22 protein-coding genes and 1 tRNA gene are annotated in these 18,718 nt (G+C 40.6%); 6 read left to right on the top strand and 17 right to left on the bottom strand.

Features of this window, described 5'->3' with window-relative positions; translation table 11 throughout:
- Positions 1-21 precede the first annotated feature (21 nt).
- Together serB and HGJ91_RS14200 are read left to right on the top strand one after the other, a co-directional pair.
- Complete coding sequence (serB, locus tag HGJ91_RS14205) at positions 22-1,269, top strand: phosphoserine phosphatase SerB (protein ID WP_291348475.1); 1,248 nt, start codon at positions 22-24, stop codon at positions 1,267-1,269.
- Positions 1,262-2,572, top strand: a complete 1,311-nt coding sequence (locus tag HGJ91_RS14200; protein ID WP_291348474.1) for a (Fe-S)-binding protein — start codon at positions 1,262-1,264, stop codon at positions 2,570-2,572. Before serB ends, HGJ91_RS14200 begins: the two co-directional genes overlap by 8 nt.
- Here the strand turns inward: HGJ91_RS14200 and queC are convergent.
- From queC to mnmG, 8 genes are all read right to left on the bottom strand, one after another.
- A complete protein-coding gene (gene queC, locus HGJ91_RS14195) occupies positions 2,556-3,245 on the bottom strand; it encodes a 7-cyano-7-deazaguanine synthase QueC (protein ID WP_291348473.1) in 690 nt (229 codons plus the stop codon). The genes HGJ91_RS14200 and queC overlap by 17 nt on opposite strands.
- 8 nt (positions 3,246-3,253) lie before the next feature.
- A complete protein-coding gene (locus tag HGJ91_RS14190) occupies positions 3,254-3,898 on the bottom strand; it encodes a radical SAM protein (protein WP_291348472.1) in 645 nt (214 codons plus the stop codon).
- On the bottom strand, positions 3,899-4,279 hold the full coding sequence (queD, locus tag HGJ91_RS14185) for a 6-carboxytetrahydropterin synthase QueD (RefSeq protein ID WP_291348471.1): 381 nt from the start codon (positions 4,277-4,279) through the stop codon (positions 3,899-3,901).
- Positions 4,280-4,389: 110 nt separating this feature from the next.
- Positions 4,390-4,466, bottom strand: a tRNA-Met gene (locus HGJ91_RS14180).
- A 46-nt stretch (positions 4,467-4,512) separates the two neighbouring features.
- Complete coding sequence (locus HGJ91_RS14175) at positions 4,513-5,880, bottom strand: zinc-ribbon domain-containing protein (protein ID WP_291348470.1); 1,368 nt, start codon at positions 5,878-5,880, stop codon at positions 4,513-4,515.
- A gap of 16 nt (positions 5,881-5,896) precedes the next feature.
- Positions 5,897-6,412 (bottom strand): hypoxanthine phosphoribosyltransferase, encoded by a 516-nt coding sequence (gene hpt / locus HGJ91_RS14170; protein WP_291348469.1) that lies wholly within the window; start codon positions 6,410-6,412, stop codon positions 5,897-5,899.
- 26 nt (positions 6,413-6,438) lie between these two features.
- Positions 6,439-7,392 (bottom strand): DnaJ C-terminal domain-containing protein, encoded by a 954-nt coding sequence (locus HGJ91_RS14165; RefSeq protein ID WP_291348468.1) that lies wholly within the window; start codon positions 7,390-7,392, stop codon positions 6,439-6,441.
- A 76-nt stretch (positions 7,393-7,468) separates the two neighbouring features.
- On the bottom strand, positions 7,469-9,352 hold the full coding sequence (gene mnmG, locus HGJ91_RS14160; RefSeq protein ID WP_291348467.1) for a tRNA uridine-5-carboxymethylaminomethyl(34) synthesis enzyme MnmG: 1,884 nt from the start codon (positions 9,350-9,352) through the stop codon (positions 7,469-7,471).
- Between the two features lie 159 nt (positions 9,353-9,511).
- Between mnmG and HGJ91_RS14155 the strand changes: the two genes are divergently transcribed.
- Positions 9,512-10,333 (top strand): hypothetical protein, encoded by an 822-nt coding sequence (locus tag HGJ91_RS14155; RefSeq protein ID WP_291348466.1) that lies wholly within the window; start codon positions 9,512-9,514, stop codon positions 10,331-10,333.
- A gap of 67 nt (positions 10,334-10,400) precedes the next feature.
- Here the strand turns inward: HGJ91_RS14155 and HGJ91_RS14150 are convergent, their stop codons facing one another.
- The 7 genes from HGJ91_RS14150 to HGJ91_RS14120 form a co-directional block, all read right to left on the bottom strand.
- Complete coding sequence (locus HGJ91_RS14150) at positions 10,401-10,730, bottom strand: inorganic pyrophosphatase Ppa (protein ID WP_291348465.1); 330 nt, start codon at positions 10,728-10,730, stop codon at positions 10,401-10,403.
- 188 nt (positions 10,731-10,918) lie between these two features.
- The gene (locus HGJ91_RS14145; protein WP_291348464.1) at positions 10,919-11,077 is read right to left on the bottom strand and encodes a hypothetical protein; all 159 of its coding nucleotides are present in this window, start codon (positions 11,075-11,077) and stop codon (positions 10,919-10,921) included.
- Between the two features lie 56 nt (positions 11,078-11,133).
- Entirely contained in the window at positions 11,134-11,430 is a 297-nt protein-coding gene (locus tag HGJ91_RS14140; protein WP_291348463.1) for a type II toxin-antitoxin system RelE/ParE family toxin, read from the bottom strand.
- Positions 11,427-11,708 carry a type II toxin-antitoxin system Phd/YefM family antitoxin gene (locus HGJ91_RS14135; protein ID WP_291348462.1) on the bottom strand — a complete coding sequence of 94 codons (282 nt, stop codon included), beginning with the start codon at positions 11,706-11,708 and terminating at the stop codon, positions 11,427-11,429. The genes HGJ91_RS14140 and HGJ91_RS14135 overlap by 4 nt, the downstream gene beginning before the upstream one ends.
- Positions 11,709-11,993: 285 nt before the next feature.
- Complete coding sequence (locus HGJ91_RS14130; protein WP_291348461.1) at positions 11,994-12,431, bottom strand: GNAT family N-acetyltransferase; 438 nt, start codon at positions 12,429-12,431, stop codon at positions 11,994-11,996.
- Positions 12,432-12,689: 258 nt separating this feature from the next.
- Positions 12,690-13,421, bottom strand: coding sequence for a class I SAM-dependent methyltransferase (locus tag HGJ91_RS14125; RefSeq protein ID WP_291348460.1), 732 nt, complete (start codon positions 13,419-13,421; stop codon positions 12,690-12,692).
- A 151-nt stretch (positions 13,422-13,572) separates the two neighbouring features.
- Positions 13,573-14,355: an HNH endonuclease signature motif containing protein gene (locus HGJ91_RS14120; RefSeq protein WP_291348459.1), complete on the bottom strand. Its 783-nt coding sequence runs from the start codon at positions 14,353-14,355 to the stop codon at positions 13,573-13,575.
- Between the two features lie 121 nt (positions 14,356-14,476).
- On the opposite strand from HGJ91_RS14120, the gene HGJ91_RS14115 reads away from it, so the two are divergent.
- Both HGJ91_RS14115 and HGJ91_RS14110 read left to right on the top strand, forming a co-directional pair.
- Positions 14,477-15,487 (top strand): integron integrase, encoded by a 1,011-nt coding sequence (locus HGJ91_RS14115; protein ID WP_291348458.1) that lies wholly within the window; start codon positions 14,477-14,479, stop codon positions 15,485-15,487.
- Positions 15,488-16,408, top strand: a complete 921-nt coding sequence (locus HGJ91_RS14110) for a TIGR01212 family radical SAM protein (protein ID WP_291348457.1) — start codon at positions 15,488-15,490, stop codon at positions 16,406-16,408. It abuts the gene before it with no gap.
- Between the two features lie 4 nt (positions 16,409-16,412).
- On the opposite strand, the gene HGJ91_RS14105 is transcribed toward HGJ91_RS14110, so the two are convergent.
- A complete protein-coding gene (locus HGJ91_RS14105; RefSeq protein WP_291348456.1) occupies positions 16,413-17,453 on the bottom strand; it encodes an FAD:protein FMN transferase in 1,041 nt (346 codons plus the stop codon).
- A 101-nt stretch (positions 17,454-17,554) separates the two neighbouring features.
- Here HGJ91_RS14105 and HGJ91_RS14100 point away from each other — a divergent pair, with 101 nt between their 5' ends.
- Complete coding sequence (locus HGJ91_RS14100; RefSeq protein ID WP_291348455.1) at positions 17,555-17,797, top strand: RNA-binding S4 domain-containing protein; 243 nt, start codon at positions 17,555-17,557, stop codon at positions 17,795-17,797.
- Here the strand turns inward: HGJ91_RS14100 and HGJ91_RS14095 are convergent.
- Positions 17,767-18,570 carry an RNA methyltransferase gene (locus HGJ91_RS14095; protein ID WP_291348454.1) on the bottom strand — a complete coding sequence of 268 codons (804 nt, stop codon included), beginning with the start codon at positions 18,568-18,570 and terminating at the stop codon, positions 17,767-17,769. The genes HGJ91_RS14100 and HGJ91_RS14095 overlap by 31 nt on opposite strands.
- Between the last annotated feature and the right edge of the window lie 148 nt (positions 18,571-18,718).

The raw sequence follows: 18,718 nt of genomic DNA, 5'->3' as shown, positions 1-18,718 counted from the left end.
AAGAATTAAAGGATAGTGGTAATGACTGATGTTGTATTGATAAATATTACCGGCAGAGACAGAAAAGGGCTTGATGCAAAGTTTACAGGGATTCTGGCAGAATATGATGTCAATATCCTGGATATCGGCCAGGCCGTAATTCATGATCATATTTCCCTTGGAATCCTGGCGGGGATTCCTAAGGCAAAAGATTTTTCGCCCATTTTCAAGGATATGCTGTTCGAGGGCCACAACATGGGGCTTAAGATAGACATTAAACCGATTGACTCTGAGAATTATGAAAAATGGGTCCGTGACCAGGGAAAAGAAAGGCGAATCATCACCCTCCTTGGCAGAACATTAACAGCCCAACAGATTTCCGCTGTTGCATCGATAATTACAGATAATCATTTGAATATTGACGGTATCACCCGTCTTACCGGAAGGATCTCTCTTAAGAAACGACGGGATAATCCAAGAGCGTGTGTACAGCTTTCCGTCAGCGGCAGACCTTTAAATCTTCTTGATATGCGAAAAAGATTTATGGAAATTTCCCAGAAAGCAGGGATTGATATCTCTTTCCATGTGGATAATATCTACAGGAAAAACAGGAAACTGGTTGTCTTTGACATGGATTCAACATTGATTCAGGCTGAAGTCATTGTTGAACTGGCAAAATTGGCCGGTGTCGGAGATCAGGTGGATAAAATCACTGAATCTGCCATGAGAGGGAAGATAGATTTCAAAGAAAGCTTCAGAAAAAGAGTGGCCCTTTTAAAAGGGATAAAACAAGAGCAGTTGGGCAAAATATCAAGGGATCTGCCGTTGACCGATGGTGCGTATCTGGTTACCAAAACCCTGAGAGGCCTGGGATATAAACTGGGTATCCTGTCCGGGGGATTTACCTTTATCGGTGAATATTTAAAGGAACAGCTCGGGTTTGATTATATGTATGCCAATGAGCTGGATATAAAAAATGGCGTGGTGACCGGAGATGTTGTCGGTGATATTGTGGATGGTGAGAAAAAAGCAATATTATTAAGACAGCTTGCTCAAAAGGAGAACCTTGCCCTTGAACAGACCATTGCCGTTGGGGATGGAGCCAATGATCTTCCCATGATCAGCATTGCAGGCTTAGGGGTCGCCTTTAATGCCAAACCTGTTGTTCGGCAGAATGCATCCAATACCATTTCAAGTGTTGGCCTTGACGGGCTTTTATACCTGATCGGTCTTCATGAAAGAGAGATTAAACAGGAAGTCGGGCAGACAACAGAGTATTCATATGGATAGAATGAAACAGCTTGCTCGTGATGTGAGACAGCTGGAAGATCAACTTGCCATGTGTACCCGTTGCGGGATGTGCCAGGCAAATTGCCCTTTGTTTGCCCAGACCCGGAAAGAAGCTGATGTGTCAAGAGGTAAGCTTGTTCTGATCAATGGATTGATCGATCAGATGTTTGATGATGCCAAGGGAGTGAATGAACGGCTTCAAAGATGCCTTCTTTGCGGGTCCTGCGCCCATGGCTGCCCCAGCAATGTGAGTGCGGTTGAGATATTTTTAAAAGCGAGAGCCATTATTACTCAATATCTTGGATTATCGTTTTCTAAAAAAATAATATTTAAAAAGATTCTGTCCAATCCTGAAACATTCAATGGTATTATGGGGATGATCGCCCCATTTCAAAAACTTTTTTTTAAAAAAGAAGAAAACCCCCAGGGAACCTCCTGTGCCAGGATCGCGTCGCCGCTGCTGCGGCATCGCCATATTGTACCGCTGAAAGAGACAGCCTTTAACAGAACACTTGAGGGTCAGGATTTAAGGATCCAGGGGAAAGGTGTAAAGGTAGCTTTTTTTGTCGGCTGTTTGATTGATAAAGCTTTTCCAAACATAGCCCACAGCGTGGTTGACGTGTTAAAATATTTTAATGCCCAGGTTTTTATTCCTTTCAATCAGGGGTGCTGCGGTATCCCTGCAATCGCATCAGGTGATCTTGAAACCTTTGAGGCCCTTGTTAAAACCCATGTAGACCTTTTTTCAAAAGAAAAATTTGACTATCTTGTGACGGCCTGCGCCACATGTTCATCAACCATTATAAACTTATGGCCCGCCTTGTTAAAACATTTGGATAAAAAATTATTAAGACAGATTGAAGCGCTGGCCCAAAAGACTGTGGATATCAGTTGGCTGATGGAAAAACGGTTTGACCTGTCTGCAGTAATTCCAGACCGTGAGGGGGAAAAAAAGATCATTACCTATCACGATCCCTGCCACCTTAAAAAGTCCCTTGGGGTGTTTAATGAGCCACGGCAAGTCATTCTTGCTTCCGGCAACACATTAAAAGAGATGGTAGACAGTGACACGTGCTGCGGTATGGGAGGCAGTTTTAATCTTAACTATTATGATATTTCATCTCGGATCGGTCTGGAAAAAGCCGGGAATATTATTCATACCGGATGTTCGACCGTAGCCACTTCCTGTCCTGCCTGTATGATGCAGATTTCTGACATGCTGGCCAAGCTTCAACAGCCGGTTTCAGTGAAACACCCGGTGGAGATTTTCAGCGAAGCCCTTTTTGCTAATAGTAAATCGTAGGATCTTTAATCCCCGCTTCTTTAAATCCTTTTATCCTGTGAAGACAAGAATCACACCTGCCGCAGGACTTGCCGTTTGAATCGGGATCATAGCAGGAGATGGTCAAAGCGTAATCCACCCCTAATGTATCACCGGTTTTAATGATCTCGGCTTTGGAAAGATGGATTAAGGGAGTTTCAATCTTCAGTATGGTTTCTTTTGTCACCCCGGTTTTGGTGGCAAGATTGGCCATTTTTTCAAACGCCTCAATAAAGGCGGGCCTGCAGTCAGGGTAACCTGAATAATCCACGGCAGTAACACCAATGTAAATGGAGGTGGCCTTTAGAACTTCTGCCCAGGCCATGGCATAGGATAGGAAAATAGTGTTTCTGGCCGGAACATAGGTAATAGGGATTCCTTCCTCATCTATTTCATTAACCGAGTCATGTTTGGGGACATTAATTTCATCGGTCAGGGCAGAGCCGCCAAATTGCCTTAAATCAATATTAATGATTTTATGGGTCTTTACCTCAAATGATCGGGCCACTTCTTTGGCAGCTTCAAGTTCTATAAAATGTCTTTGTCCATATCTGAAACTTAAGGCGTAAATCTCTTTGCCCCTTGATTTTGCAATGGCCATTGCAGTGGTGGAATCAATCCCTCCGCTGGAAAGTACGACGGCTTTGTCGGTCATATTTTTATTTAAACTTCTCGTTTATCCGGTTCCCATATGATTTTGTGCTGCTGTAAAGAAAGCCTGGCCAAAAGATTATCTTCAATCATCCAGGCAGCAATGACGTTAAGTGGTATTTGCCCGAAAACAGGTGAAAGATGAATTTTTTTTTGCGAGATCTTAGGTAGTTTATTTTTAATGATGGACTTAGCAAATTCATAATCTTTTCGAGAGCCGATGACAAATTTGATCTCATCACGTTCAGTTAAGAAACGTATATTTTCTGATAAAAAGCTGTCAGATTCATTGCTGGAAGGACATTTGATATCAATAATTTTTATGCAATGTGAAGGTATGTTTTTAATGCTTTTACTGCCGTTTGTTTCAAGGAGGACCTTATATTTTTTTTCTAAAAGCATGGATATCAGGGCAGGTGTGTCGTTCTGCAACAACGGCTCACCACCAGTGACTTCAATCAGGTTGCAATGATAGGAAGCCACTTTTTTCAAGATCTGATCAAAGGTCATGGAGTGATATTCTTCGTTTGCATAGCGAGTATCACACCACGAACAGCTAAGGTTGCATCCCGACAGTCTTATAAAAATGCAAGGCATCCCGGCAAAGGTGGATTCTCCCTGAAGGCTGTAGAAAATTTCGCAAATATCAAGCTGCAATCACACCTCCTGGTAGGAAGATCCGCATCCCGAGCTTTCAAATACCATCACTTTGCTGACAGTTATGTATTCGGTGTTCAGACGCTGGGAAAGCTCGGTATATAAAAATCTGGAAAGATTTTCAGATGTCGGATTGATGCTGCTAAATTCTGGAACTTCATTGAGAGTGGTATGATCAAATTTGCTTAACACATCTTTTATAACATTTTTGGCATCCATGAAATCAACGCCAATACCCAGCTTGTTGAGTTTTGTGCACTGGATATAAGTTTCAACGATCCAATTGTGTCCATGCATATTGGAGCAGTCTCCATCATATCCTTTTAATGCATGGGCTGCAGCAAAATGATCCTTTACATAAATTTCATAAATGCCGGGCATACCGTCTCCTTAAAATAAATCGTCCGATTAATTTTATAAACATTACCATAAACTTTGTTCTGAATCAAAAAAAAGAAGCCCCCTTTTAAAAAGGGGGCATTGTATAATCTTGGTAGCGACGCAGGGACTTGAACCCCGGACTCTGCGGATATGAGCCGCATGCTCTGACCAACTGAGCTACGTCGCCAAAAAACCCAAAAAAAATATCACAGATACAGTTTAATTGTCAATATTTAATTATTTTTTGTTTTTTCAAATTTGATGACTTTAACGGTAAAATTCTGTAATTTTTCAGGAAGATCTGAAAACACAACCATAAAAGGAATACTGGCTCCGGGTTTTAAAGTGGCGTTTGAATTATGGCTCCCCTTTTTTATGGCAAGAAGTTTATTAATGTCTGAAATGTTTCCCGTTTTAAGCATTTCTTCTGTTATAATATTTCCGCAAAAGATATTTTTTGTTTTTGCTTCCACCTTGCCTTCAGTGATCAATGCCCCTTGAATTTCAATATGGTTGTAATCAGTATTTGAAAGATTTTCCACCCTTCCTGTAATGACAAACAGGGTGCCGGCAGTTGAATTGGTGACAAATCTTCCATTCACGCTTTTTTGATTGGGAACAGGCCTGACATCTAATTTTTCGGGGACAGGTTTTTTAAAGTATTGTTCAATAACAGGGATTTTAATGTCAGATAAATATGGTATTTTATATCCGGTCATGACACTGGCAATATAGGCTACTATAACCAAAAAGAAGATCAGCAGTATCACAAGAACAGGTGCCCCGACAAGGGGTTTCTTTTTTCTTTTCCTGGATCTTTGTGTTGTGTCCATAAGGGTTTCCGGTTCTTTAACCGGTGCTTTTTCTTTTATGATTGCTTTTTCTTCTAAGATCTCTTCTTCAAGAAAATCATCTTCCGGTTCGGTCTCTTCTTCAAAGGGGCCTTCATCTGTTTTATCATCAGGAATGTCAGGCACTTCATTTTCAGAATCATCCTCAATATCAAACTCAAACTCAAATTCATCTTCATCAGCTAATGAATCCTTTTCGAGAGGTTCCTCAAAAGTTTGATAATCCGGGTCCTGTAAATCTGTTTTACTCTCTGTACTATCTAAAAAATCAGGTTCATCTTCAACAGATTCAAATTCAATGCTGTCAAAATCTTCTTCTCCAGAGTCTTCAAACTCAATGCCGTCATCCTCAAATTCCCAATGGCTTTCTTCCAATTCAAGCTCTTGGGATTCGTCATCCTCATCTATTTCCAATTCAGTTTCTTCAAAGGAAAAATCATCATCGATTTCAAGATCGGTCTCTTCCATCTCCAGATCAGAACTTTCAGTTTCCAGATCAGGGCTTTTTAAAGAAAAATCGCTCTCTTCCGTTTCAACATCAGAAGGTTCTTCAAAGGTGTCGCCATCGTCCGAAAAAGAGTCAAGACTGAGGTCTGATGATTCTTCAGGCGCTTGCTCCGGTTCCTGAGGCAATGGAAATGTTGTGAAAACATGTTTACAGACAGAGCAACGGACTTTTGAGCCGTCTTCTTTGACAAGAGAATCGTCAAGGTTAAAATGTGTTGAACACTTATTACAGGTAATAATCATTGGATTTTCCTTATTCCTATAGTTTCAGGTCATAGATGGCAGGAAGGTTCCTATATTTTTCATTATAGTCCAGTCCATACCCAACAATAAACCCTTTTTCAAGTGAAAAACATGAATAGTCAACATCAATTTTTACATTACGTCGCTCATGTTTGTCAATTAAAGTGCAAATTTTAATTGATTTGGGATTTAATAATTTTATGAACTCAATTATTTTTAAAAGTGTATTCCCTGTATCCACGATATCTTCCACAAACAGAATATCTCTGTTTTCAAGCTCTAGATCCGGTTGCTTGGTGAAAACGATTTGTCCGCTTGAGGACGTCCCCTCATAGGAAGAAGCACCAATAAAATCAATATCATGATCAATGGAAATCTGTCGAGCAAGGTCTGCTAGAAAAATAAACGATCCTTTTAATACACCCACTAAAACCAGATCTTTTTCTTTATAATCACTGGAGATTTTTTGTCCGAGTTTTTGAATTTTCTTGTTTATCTCAAGTTCTGAGATTAAGGGAATAAATTCAGGCATAATATAATTTACGTGTGACCTTTAGGTTATAATCCCGTTTTTCCTAATTGTTGAATTAGTTCTTTTTGTTCTGCGGTCAGCTTCTTTGGCAGGGTTATATTAATCACAACAAAGAGATCTCCGCAACCCTTTCCTTTCATTTGGGGAATCCCGTGTTGGGGAATCCGCATTTTTGATTTGTGATTTGTACCGGCCGGAAGCTTAAGGTTGATGGCCGTGCCGTCCGGTGTCACAACTTCTATCGTATCCCCGAGCAGTGCCTGGGTAAGGGTGACCTTTTTTGAAAACAGGACATCATTTCCCTCAACGGCATACCCGTTTGAAGGGATGGGTTTGGATTTAATATAGAGATTGCCTGCAGGGCCGCCGTGGGGGCTCATTTCGCCTTTTCCGGCAAGCCTGATTTTTTTGCCTGGGGTCAGTCCTTTGGGAATTTTTACTTCAATAGCCTTGACCTTACCGCCCTGGTTGATGGTAATCGTTTTTTGGGTTCCATTGATTATTTCATGGATGGTTAAAGGAATTTCATATTCAATATCTTTGCCTTTCATTTGAGGCTGTTGCTGTTGTCCAAAGCCACCACCGCCTCCCATATTCTGGGAAAACGGGTTGCCGCCCATGCCGGGACCGCCTCGTTGTCCGCCTCTTCCAAAGGCCGAAGAAAAGCCACCGCCACGCCGTGATCCGCCAAATCCGAAGTCTTTTAAAATATCACCCAGATCAAAGTTTCGAAAAATATCTTCCTGTGAGAAGCGTTGCTGAAAATCAGCTGATCCATAGGTGTCATACTGGTTTCTTTTTTCAGGATCACTCAAAACAGCATAGGCTTCACTGATTTTTTTAAACCTTTCTTCCAAAGCCTTATCACCTTTTGTTTTGTCGGGATGATATTTCAAAGCAAGTTTTCGATATGCTTTCTTGATCTGGGAAGCGCCAGCTTTTTTATCAATACCTAAAATTTTGTAATAATTGTCGGCCATACATCAATCCTCGTATAATTTAATTCAATCATTTTAATTATTTATGTTTATTATAGTAAGTTTGAATCTATTCAAGTCAAGTAGTGCTTTTTCTCTGAGATGCAGAAATTCCAACCATTAATACAGATATGGCAGCCGGTGTCATCCCATCGATCCTGGATGCCTGCCCCAGCGATTTAGGAAGGATTTGATTCAGCTTCTCCCTGAGTTCGTTTGAAAGGCCGTGGGCTTTGGAATAATCAAAATTTTTCGGTATATTTATTTTTTCCAGGTCTTTATATTTTTTTATTTCATTGAGCTGTCGCAGGATATATCCTTCGTATTTTATTTGAATTTCAACCTGTTGTTCAGTCCTTTCCAAAACAGGCTCCGGCGGCGGGCAGATTTCTTTCAAAGAGACATAATCAAGCTGTGCTCTCTTTAGAAGCTGCTCCAGTTTTACCCCGTTTGTTATTTGATTTGTACCATTGGCCAGTAAAAAATCATTCACCGTTTTGGTGGGCTTTACTACCGTTTTTTTAAGGCGCTGGATTTCTTTTTGTGTCTGGGCCGCAATTTCTTTGCAGAAGTTTAAGGTATCATCATCTACAAGACCTAAGTCATTTCCAATCATAGATAACCTTAAGTCAGCATTGTCTTCTCTGAGCAGCAATCTGTATTCAGCTCTTGAGGTAAACATCCGGTAAGGTTCATTTGTTCCCCTTGTTACAAGATCATCCACCATAACGCCGATATACGCCTGGGAGCGGTCAAGGATAAAGGGTTCTCTGTTCTGTACTATACAGGCGGCATTGATACCCGCCCATAACCCTTGAGCCCCGGCTTCTTCATACCCTGATGTGCCATTAATCTGTCCGGCTAAAAACAGGCCTTTTATCTTTTTTGTTTCAAGGGCGGCAGATAATTCCAGAGGGTTTATATAATCATATTCAATGGCATAGGCCGGTCTCATAATTTTGGCCGCCTCAAGACCTTTGACAGATCTGACAACGTTATACTGGATTTCCAGAGGCAGACTGTTGCCAAGCCCTGACGCATAAATTTCCTTTGAGTCAATGCCTTCATATTCAAGGATGACATGGTGGCTGTCCCTGTCCGGGAATTTAACGATTTTATCTTCAAATGAAGGGCAGTATCTGGCAGATTTTCCTTTGATATGGCCGCCATAAAGTGCTGAGAATTTAAGATTTCGCCTGATAATTTCATGGGTTTTTTGATTTGTGCTGCCCATAAAACTTGGCAGCATGGGATTGGAAATATCTCTGGTCGAAAAAGAGAAGGGTTTTGGACGGCTGTCTGAATTATGGATATTAAATTTGGAAAAATCAATGGTGTCTGCATGGAGCCGCGGCGGGGTTCCCGTCTTCATCCTGCCCATGTTAAATCCAAGCGTTGCAAGATTTTGTGCAAGGCTGACGGATGCAAATTCTCCAGCCCTACCGGCCTCAATTTTTGACGCCCCGATGTGAACCATTCCTTTTAAAAAAGTTCCCGTTGCAATGACAATGGTCCGGGTTGAGTATTCAAAACCGGTATGATCAATAAGGCCTGTCACGGTGTTGTTTTCAAGCACGAGTTCCTGAGCCATGGCCTGCTTAAGATCAAGATTTTCTGTTTTTTCAAGGGCAGCCTTCATGTTTCTTGAATACAATGCTTTATCATTTTGCGTTCTCGTTGAATGAACAGCAGGGCCTTTTCGTGTATTTAATGTCCGGTATTGAATGGCGGATGAATCTGTGACTTTTGCCATTTGACCGCCAAGGGCATCAATTTCCTTAACCATCTGTCCTTTTGCCATACCGCCGATTGAAGGGCTGCAGGGCATGGAAGCAATTTTATCCATATCAATGGTTAAAAGGAGCGTATTACACCCCATGCGTGCAGAAGCAAGCGCAGCTTCGCATCCGGCATGGCCGGCACCGATAACAATGACATCATATGCTTTAAAGTTAAAATTCATAACTTTTTAATATATAATTGCTTGAAGCTTTGGTCAATAACAGGATTGAAAATGTTTGTTTCTTTTTGATTGTCAAATACACCTTGCGCTTAAGCGTAACTTATTATATCTGTCTTGATAGTAGAATTCCCCAAATAATGTAATTAAATGAGACCCCCTATGATCAAAAAACAGTACAGAACCATCAGCCGTGAATTCGCGGAGAAGATGTCCGGAGATATCAGGGCGGGGGCTTCCTACCGGGAGACCTCCAAAAAATACGGACTCACAAATTTTGCCATTAAAACCGCCTTTACGTTTTATAAAATTAAAACCGGTAATATTTATAAGAACAGGACCAGCGTGTCAGATGCCTCTGTAAAAAAAGCCATAAGGATGCTTGAATCCGGAGAAACACAGCAACGCACTGCCGAGGCTCTTGGCATCCATGTGATAACGTTAAAAAGGGCCTTCCGGATAAAGGGTATAAAAAAGGATCCCAGCTGGGGCAAAGGCCGATTATCAAAACAGCAGGATGCCCGTGCCAGGATACTATTTAAAAACGGGCTGAGTTACGGCCGGGTCAGTATAGACCTGGGAGTTTCGAAAAGTTCTTTATACAAGCAGTTTAAAAAAATTCCCAAGCCCTGCTTTGAACTGTCCAAAAAGAAAAGAGCAGAATTAAAACGCCTGCTGGCCATGGGCGCAGATAGAAAGATGATTGCTGAAAAATTAGAGACAACGGACTGGTTTGTCTTATTCGCAACCGTGAAGCTTGGTCTTAAGGATTATTTCAACAGCCCTGGAAATCGGAAGGTCAGGAATGCCTTGACCCGGGGGATGATGGAGGAGATCATCAATCGGAAATTCAAAGGGGAAACTACCGGAGCCCTTATCAAAGAATTCAAGACAACCAAACCGACATTGTACCGGCTGTTTTCTCTGGTTGAAGGTGATTGTATCAAGCGTCTGAAAGACCGGTCGGCCCGGAGGGCGAAATGAATCATAAGAGTGAGCGTGTGGCTGTGGCCGGTTCAACCGCAAGGTCTGACCTTATTTTTTGTTAGTATCAGTCATGCTTTATCGTATCCACAATAAAGGGTGTACACTGGATGGCCACGCTCTGCTTTTTTACCCAGATGCGGACCATTGGAGTGGATTCTCCTTTTAAATTGGTGATGCTGGACAGCTCTTCAGCACAGGCAATATCGCCAACTCTGAATTCATAATAAAAGGTGTTGTCAGTAAACGGGTCTGCCACTAAGATGACCCGGCTTTTATCATACGGATGCTTTCTGGGAGACCCGGAAAAGGGAATATGGATATCTTTATTCAGATTTTTGATATTATTGTAGGTCTGGATCTCAAATTTTTCTTTTAGCCCAAGAAAATTAATCATCTTGTTCTCCCCCTTTCAACTTAAGTACTTGATTAAGTATGGTTTTCATTGATTTTCAGTTTATTATACATCAAATGTTGAATTAGCAGTGGGGTAATTATTAAAATCTCAGTGATAAACAGCTGAGTCCACCATCAATTTTCCGAAATTCTGATGTGTCAACAACAATCGTCTCATATCCGGCAGATTCAATCAAGGCCGCAGTATTGTAAAGCCTTGATATATTCTTGATGCTGCTCCAAAGTTTTATGGTACTCTGGTTTTCCCATACGGGCTGATGTTAATCCGTCAACGATGCTCTTACACGGCGTGCGGACAATGGCCTTGGTAAACTTTTTTTTTAGCATAACTTTAAAATACTCCTGGTCATTGTCTCAATTCGCTTCAGTCCCCGGCTACCCGATTATGTCTTGATTTCATCTATGGGTAATATTTGTTTTCCGTGTCGAATAGTCAAAATTGAAATTCGTTTTATTTCCATACGGTAAATGATTCGGTAATTGCCATAAATAAGCTCTCTAAACCTATTGTCTGAAATTTCAGGCACAACTCGACCAATTTGAGGGGAAGATTTAAGTTGCTCGACTTTTATGAACACCTCATTTATCCATCGTTTGGCTGCAGATGGTTTGTCTTGAGCGATGTAATCAGCTATTTCTGATGCTTTATTTATAGCAAGTGGAGACCAAATTATTTTCATTCAGAAATTCGCTCGAGCAGCATATTTTTAGCATCTTTATGGTTGATTCCCTCCCCTTTTTCCAATTGACTTAGAGAAGAATGAATGTCAGATAAGAGTTCAATCTTTTCTTGCATCGCTTCAAATTCTTGAACATCAACTAGTACAGCAGCACTTTTACCTCTTTGAGTAATGATCAAAGGCCTTCTAGTTTCATGAATTTGTCTAATATACGTTGCCATACTACTTCTGACTTCAGATAGTGGTTTTATATCTTGATCAATTCGTAGCTTTTGCATTTTGCACCTCTCAAATAAATTTTGTACAGTATAACGCACAACTAATGGTACATGCAAGTACTGTTTTAGGGGAACATACGCCCATAAGGTTAATATCTGTCAAAGAACAGTGGGTGAAAATACATTACCCGGCTTGTGCCCGCTAATCTTGGTGAAACGCCCTGTGCAGACCCGCATGCAGGGTGTTGTGGGGGCTGGGGGTTTATAAAACCCCCGGCTACCCGATTGAACCATAGGATTAGTACCGAGCCTCGTGCCTCGGCACGGTTACTAATCCTTTATTTGTTATAAACTCAAAATCATTATCTTTGGAAAACAATCTTTCCCATATTGAGGGCAATCATCACACCGAAACGTTTTTGGGACATCGTTAAGATCAACAACTTCCACAAATCCAAATTTTGCCCAATATTTAGGAGTTTTTGCCTGAATCATTATCCTCGTGGTTCCTAAACTCAGAATTTCTTTTTTCACCATTTTAAATAAAGATTTTCCAATTCCCAGAATCTTAAAATCATCATCTACTGCAACTGAAAAAGTGTATTCTCCATCTTGAAGCATTATTTCTGCGCCACCTATTAGCTCGTCTCCTGTTTCAACCGCATATCCCTTTAAAATTGTAACTCCGCTTTTATTGTTCTCTAATCCTTGCGCTTCAAAGATTTTTTCAATTTCTGAATACTCATCTGGGTCAATTTCCCTTATTTTAAACGATGCACTCACTCTTTACCTCTACTATATATGTGGTTATTAGCTTTTTTTGATATTGCAGTTCCTAGTACCTGCATAGCCTGCCATGGCGTTGAGAATAACAGCCGCCGATAATCTGGCCGCGGAGCGGTCAGATTATCGTAAAGCTGAGTGGCTGGGCAACGAAAACCGAAAAACTATGATAAAGATAAAAACTATCGGTCAAATGCTACCTTTCAAAAACGGCACGGCTTTGCCCAGTCCATCTCAAGCGCCTGGTTCGCTGATTTTCTAATTTTCGCAACAAATCGACAATATATTGCCCTTAGTTTCGTATTTTGCAGACATGCTAAGTTGATCAAATACTTTTTTGTGGTCCACCACAGTTCTTGAAACTAATTTGCCGCTATCCGCTAAAGACTCAAGGTATTTGTCGGCAAAGCGGTTGTTTTTTACCAACGTCGTGAAAAACATCTTGCCGTTTTTCAATAGGATTTTTTCTAATTGTTTCAGGAGAATGCTTGTGTCGTCAAGGCAGTGAAGTAGGTTTTCAGAAAGAATTGTTTTGAATGCTTTTGCACGAAATGGGAGCTGAAGAGCGTCGGAGTGAAGAAAAACTAAGTTGCCTGGAACATTGCCATTCCGTTTTATTAACCTTGATTTGGCCATTCTGAGCATTTTCAGCGACTGATCGACCAGAACCACTGGCCGCTCGGAATATTGGCTATATGTTTCTGCAGTAAATGCAAGAGAACCACAGCCAAGATCCAAAACTTTACCATCAGCGGAAGATAGAAGTGCATCATTGGCTATCTGAGGAAATATTTTGACTGAATAACCCCAAATAAGACGATTATAAATTGGATTACACGCTACCCAGTCATATATAAACCCAAATTGAGTGTCATACTCATTGCCAGATTCATTGTCTGGGAGAACAGAGTATATATTGGGCTCAACTAACCTGATGATAGAGTTTTCCGAGAACAAGGCCGACAAATCATTTTCATTAAACGTTGCCATATCATTCTATTCCTTATTTATTCCAGCGAACGTCTGCAATAACCTGCAATTTACAGCTTTGTTTGGCTGTGCAAAAATGGCGCGATAGAGACATGCACAGCCAAACAAAGCTGTAAATTGTCAGAGTTTATTGTATTGTTATACGTAATTACTACCACCATTCTTTATATCTAGTACTTGTAGATAGATGATTTCCACCTTTTTTCAAGTTACATTCTTCACATAGAAGCTGAATATTAGAGGGATCGTTAACACCCCAACGATTTAAAGGAACCATATGGTCATAGTGAATAACTCTATCAGTACTCAACAACCCAGATAAATCTTTGTGACAAAACACACATCTTCCTTGATCTCGAAAAAATACAGCTTTTTTTACCCAAGCAGGCAAATTGCTGGCTCTTTTTATTTTTCCGTTATCATTCCTGTAATTGGCCGGTACAATATCTGAGTTATTTTCTATGTAAGTTGATAACGATTTGTTGAAATCTAACAAAAAACCTCGGTTAGAAAAAAGCAAATGAAATACTTCTTCTGTTATCTGCTCCCAGAGATGAACAAAACTATCCTCTTGATATTCAAACCATAAATAAAAATGGTCATATTCGTCGTATTCATCACCAAAAGGGTTGAAACTATTTTCGTTACGTAATTCAATCCCATATTCACTAAAAATTGATTTGAATTCGGCTATATCATCAGGCATTAAATCATATATATTTTTTCGGTAACTTATTCGTTTTTCAACAGCCAACATAGAAAATATATATTGTTCGAGTACTGAAACTTTAGAGTACTTACATAGAGATTTTCTTACATCATCGTCTTCCCAAGGAAGCTCTATGAATGTATCAGGCGATGTTACAGCGTGCTCTAGCCAAGACGCTGTTTCATATGTTTCGAAAAAACGAAATTCCTTCAAATTATTTTTCATATCTCATAATTTTTTACGTATAACGTATTGTATTAAGCAGAAAAAAATCTGCATATTAACCCTATATATTTTCTTTATAATATGATATTAGAGTACATAATACAGTTTTAAGGTCTATATTATGGCATATAAGAGAGAACATGTAAAGGAAAGGTTCCGTCCAAAACCGGGTAAGCTTTTGGATCAGGTACGGGAGGTAATGCGGTATCATCATTACGCCATCCGGACAGAACAAACCTATATAAAATGGATATTGGATTATATCCGCTTTAATGGGACCCGGCACCCGCAGGAAATGGGAAAACCGGAGGTTGAACGATTTTTAAGTCATCTGGCGCTTAACAGGAATGTGGCAGTGTCAACACAGAATCAGGCGCTGAATGCGATTCTTTTTCTGTATAAATATGTGTTGGACATGCCGCTGAATGATGATATTGATGCTGTCCGTTCAAAAAAGCAGAAAAGACTTCCGACCGTATTGAGCCCGTCAGAAGTCAGTCAATTGTTTCACCATATCAGCGGGACAAATGAACTGATGGCAAAGCTCTTGTACGGTGCAGGTCTGCGGTTGATGGAATGTATCCGGCTTCGGGTCAAGGATGTGGATTTTGAAAATCATCAGATTATTGTACGGGACGGCAAAGGTGGAAAAGACAGGGCAACGGTTTTGCCAAAGACCCTGCAGCAAGACTTGCGGTTTCATCTAAAGGGAGTTCGAAAGCTTTTTGAGCAGGAATTGGCTGAGGGGCGGGCAGATGTATATCTGCCGCATGCACTGGTAAAGAAATATCCCGGGGCGGGGAAATCGTGGGTATGGCAATGGGTGTTCCCGGCAAAGAATCGGTCGAAAGATCCGAGAACCCAAAAAGTGCGCCGCCACCATGCCCATGAAACCGGGTTACAGAAAGCAGTGGCAAATGCGGCTAAAAAGGCAGGCATTCATAAGCGGGTGAGTCCGCATACCCTGCGTCATTCATTTGCAACGCATATGCTGGAAGCCGGTAAGGATATTCGGCGTGTGCAGGAACTCTTAGGGCATGCAGACGTACGGACAACCATGATTTATACGCATGTGATGAGTACAAATTTTGAAACACTGGGAAGTCCGCTGGATGATCTGGACAGCATATAAATGGAAAAAAAAAAGAGATATTCAGACTATAATACCTATTTAAGACAATTGTATGGCCAGAGGGTACAGAAGATTTCAATTGATGCAGGACTGTCATGCCCCAACAGGGATGGGTTGCTTTCAAAGAAAGGGTGCATTTACTGCAATTCAAAAGGGTCGGGTTCCGGTATGTTTGTAAAAGGGCTTTCCATAAAAGAGCAAATTAAAACCGGTAAAATCGGAATGATAAAAAAATATAAGGCCAAAAAATTTCTGGCCTATTTTCAATCCTATTCAAATACCTACACCACCTGCGAACACATGAAGCTGATGTTTGATGAAGCACTTTCCTGCGAGGGTATGGTGGGAATGGCCATTGGAACACGGCCCGACTGCATTGATGCCCAAAAGCTTGATCTCATAGAGTCCTATACAAAAAAATACCTGGTCTGGCTTGAGTATGGGCTTCAATCGGTTCATGATGCAACGCTTAAGACAATTAACAGGGGGCATACGTTTAAAGATTTTTCCAGCGCTGTCCGGTTAACCCGGGGCCGGGGGATAAATATTTGTGCCCATGTTATTCTCGGGCTTCCCGGGGAAGATAAAAACATGATGCTTGAAACTGCAAAAATATTGGCTGGCAGTGGTATTAACGGGGTGAAAATTCATCTTCTTTATGTCATCAAGGGGACGATTCTCGATAAAATGTGGAAAAACAATGATTATATCCCCATGGAACAGGAAGAATATGTGGACATGGTTTGTGATTTTCTGGAAGTTCTGCCAAAAGAGATGATTATCCAGAGAATTACAGGAGACCCGCATTCTGATGAATTAAGAGCGCCCCTGTGGGCAGACCGGTACAGGGAAACTTTTAATTATATCCAGCATACTCTTGAAAACAGAGACTCTTTTCAGGGTAAACGATACAGAGAATAAGCAGTTATTTTACAACAAAAGCATCAAATTTTTCAGACATGTGGCTGACAAGTTTCTGCTCTTTTTTTTGGATGATCAGGCATTCTGTTCGCTCGAGGCTGTTCACAAGTTTGATTGCCTCTTGTACATCCATGACCATCAGGGCTGTGGCAAGACCGTCGGCAAAAGTACAGTCTTTTGAAATGACAGATGCACTGATGATCTGGTTGTCAACCGGAAACCCTGTTTTGGGATCAATGATATGGGAGAAGGTTTTCCCGTTTATTTCAAAAAAATTCCTGTAATTCCCACTGGTGGCAAGGGCCTGGTTATTTAAGCGGACAATTTTATATAAGCCCTGGCTTGCAAATTGTTTATCAGGCCTGCTGATGCCCACTGACCAGTATTCCCCTTTTTTGTTTTTGCCTGAAGCATAAAGCTCTCCGCCTATTTCCACAAGAATATCATGGATGCCGGATGAGGTAAAAAGAGCTGCAATGGCGTCCACCCCGTATCCTTTTGCAATGGAGCCAAGGTCAAGGGTTACGTCTGAGGTTTTATAAATCATCTTTGGTTTTTTGATATGAATGTGATCAAAGCCGGTCTTTGATAATGCCAGGGTTATTTTATCGGCTTCAGGAATTTGAGTTATTCTTTTTTTTGTCCCGAATCCCCAGAGGTCAACCAGGGGTTTCACTGTTCCATCCCAGGAACCGTCAGTTAAGCGGTATAATTTTTCAGCTGTTAACAGGATGGTATAAAAATCAGAAGAGATATGGACAGGGTCTGAAATTTTTTGATGGTTAAAAAGAGAAAGTTCACTTTTAGGATCGTACATGGACAGTTTTTTGTTCACTTCCTTCAGGCGGGTATCCACCTTGAGCTTCCACAATGACAAGGGTTCTTTTTTTCGTGAGATGAATTTTATGGTGTAAAGCGTACCCATGGTCTTGCCTGAAATCGTGTACTGTCTGTTAAAATTAGAAGCAAGCCCTGTTGTCCCTGTTAAGTGGAAAATAAGAAAAGAGAAAAAAAGGTAAAAAATGATGATTTTTAAAAGTTTCATTTATTCAATCCTTGCATTGTTTTTTATTTATTATAAATATTTTGCCTGTAATGCAAGATCCTTTGTTGAGGGATCAGATCATATCTGTTAATAGATGGAAAATGGAAAAAAGAATTGTTAAGATAAAAAAGGTACCTGTTGAACTTTATAAAATTTTAAAATTTGAAAATCTTGCTTCAAGCGGCGGGGAAGCAAAATTTATGATTGTGGATGGTTTTGTGAAAGTCAACGGGAGCATTGAAACACGAAAACGAAAAAAAATATATCCCGGGGATACAATCGAAACAGGCGGTCTTGTTCTTGAAATACAAAGTTACTTAACACACAATGATCTTGCAACCTGAAAGCAGATAACAGAGGCTGCGTTGGCAACATTAATGGAATTTTTTCTGCCAAACATTGGAATATGAGTAAAGTCGTCACATGTTTCCATGACATGTGATGAGATCCCATATTCTTCATTTCCGAATACAATAATGGTTTTCTTCTTCCATGCAATGTCATAAAAAGGACGGGCACCTTCAATGGTCTCAACCCCAATGATCTGGAATCCTTTTTTCTTTTTTGTAAGCAGGGTTTGGGCAAGGTCGGTTGATTTTTCCTGTTCAATCCATTTATGAGCGCCCATGGCAGTTTTTTGGACACCCGGATGTTCTTTCCCTAAAGTGTTCCCGAGAATAACGGATTTAAACCCGGCCGCTTCACAGGTCCTGAAAATAGAACCTACATTGAAAAGGCTTCTTAAACCATCCAAGGCCACGTGACAATGAAAATCAGTTTGATTATAAGAAAGGGGCAAATCATTTGTTTGAACTTTTTCAAATAAATCATGGTCACGGACTATGACGACTGTGGCAGACCGGTGATAGTGAATTCTGTCGGAAATCGTTTCAATCCACACTCTTATAGTGTTGGAATCCGGTTTAACAAAAGGATTCATTCCTGTCCAGTTAAGGATTTCGTTATACTGGTGTGTAAAGAGATCTAAAGAGGCCCGGTTGATACGATTGGTGATTAACTTTTGATAAAAGCCGGATAACCAGTTGATAATATGCTTGTTTTGGTTTTCGAGGCAAAGTGATAGCAGCTTTTTTTTTGTAAATCCAAACGTATCCATTTTACGGTCTCTAAAATTAAGCTTAAGAAATTGACTCTATATGAGTTAATAATTCTTGAGTATACACAATATTTTATAAAATGTAGAGAATATTAAGTCGAAGTTAAAAAGCCCCGGACGGATACCGTTTTATGGATATCAGTCCCGG

The organism is Desulfobacula sp., assembly GCF_014237455.1.
Classification (GTDB): domain Bacteria; phylum Desulfobacterota; class Desulfobacteria; order Desulfobacterales; family Desulfobacteraceae; genus Desulfobacula.
Note: the sequence above shows the minus strand (reverse complement) of the source record. Positions and strands in the feature narration are given on the sequence as shown.

Bases quoted from the DNA above. Each gene is read 5' to 3' on its own strand.
- HGJ91_RS14155 (WP_291348466.1), top strand. From the start codon at position 9,512: ATGATCAAAAAACAGTACAGAACCATCAGCCGTGAATTCGCGGAGAAG.
- HGJ91_RS14110 (WP_291348457.1), top strand. From the start codon at position 15,488: ATGGAAAAAAAAAAGAGATATTCAGACTATAATACCTATTTAAGACAA.
- HGJ91_RS14125 (WP_291348460.1), bottom strand. From the start codon at position 13,421: ATGGCAACGTTTAATGAAAATGATTTGTCGGCCTTGTTCTCGGAAAAC.
- HGJ91_RS14135 (WP_291348462.1), bottom strand. From the start codon at position 11,708: ATGCAAAAGCTACGAATTGATCAAGATATAAAACCACTATCTGAAGTC.
- HGJ91_RS14165 (WP_291348468.1), bottom strand. From the start codon at position 7,392: ATGGCCGACAATTATTACAAAATTTTAGGTATTGATAAAAAAGCTGGC.
- HGJ91_RS14150 (WP_291348465.1), bottom strand. From the start codon at position 10,730: ATGATTAATTTTCTTGGGCTAAAAGAAAAATTTGAGATCCAGACCTAC.
- HGJ91_RS14140 (WP_291348463.1), bottom strand. From the start codon at position 11,430: ATGAAAATAATTTGGTCTCCACTTGCTATAAATAAAGCATCAGAAATA.
- serB (WP_291348475.1), top strand. From the start codon at position 22: ATGACTGATGTTGTATTGATAAATATTACCGGCAGAGACAGAAAAGGG.
- HGJ91_RS14115 (WP_291348458.1), top strand. From the start codon at position 14,477: ATGGCATATAAGAGAGAACATGTAAAGGAAAGGTTCCGTCCAAAACCG.
- HGJ91_RS14100 (WP_291348455.1), top strand. From the start codon at position 17,555: ATGGAAAAAAGAATTGTTAAGATAAAAAAGGTACCTGTTGAACTTTAT.
- HGJ91_RS14145 (WP_291348464.1), bottom strand. From the start codon at position 11,077: ATGCTAAAAAAAAAGTTTACCAAGGCCATTGTCCGCACGCCGTGTAAG.
- HGJ91_RS14120 (WP_291348459.1), bottom strand. From the start codon at position 14,355: ATGAAAAATAATTTGAAGGAATTTCGTTTTTTCGAAACATATGAAACA.
- HGJ91_RS14200 (WP_291348474.1), top strand. From the start codon at position 1,262: ATGGATAGAATGAAACAGCTTGCTCGTGATGTGAGACAGCTGGAAGAT.
- queC (WP_291348473.1), bottom strand. From the start codon at position 3,245: ATGACCGACAAAGCCGTCGTACTTTCCAGCGGAGGGATTGATTCCACC.
- HGJ91_RS14095 (WP_291348454.1), bottom strand. From the start codon at position 18,570: ATGGATACGTTTGGATTTACAAAAAAAAAGCTGCTATCACTTTGCCTC.
- HGJ91_RS14175 (WP_291348470.1), bottom strand. From the start codon at position 5,880: ATGATTATTACCTGTAATAAGTGTTCAACACATTTTAACCTTGACGAT.
- queD (WP_291348471.1), bottom strand. From the start codon at position 4,279: ATGCCCGGCATTTATGAAATTTATGTAAAGGATCATTTTGCTGCAGCC.
- mnmG (WP_291348467.1), bottom strand. From the start codon at position 9,352: ATGAATTTTAACTTTAAAGCATATGATGTCATTGTTATCGGTGCCGGC.
- hpt (WP_291348469.1), bottom strand. From the start codon at position 6,412: ATGCCTGAATTTATTCCCTTAATCTCAGAACTTGAGATAAACAAGAAA.
- HGJ91_RS14105 (WP_291348456.1), bottom strand. From the start codon at position 17,453: ATGAAACTTTTAAAAATCATCATTTTTTACCTTTTTTTCTCTTTTCTT.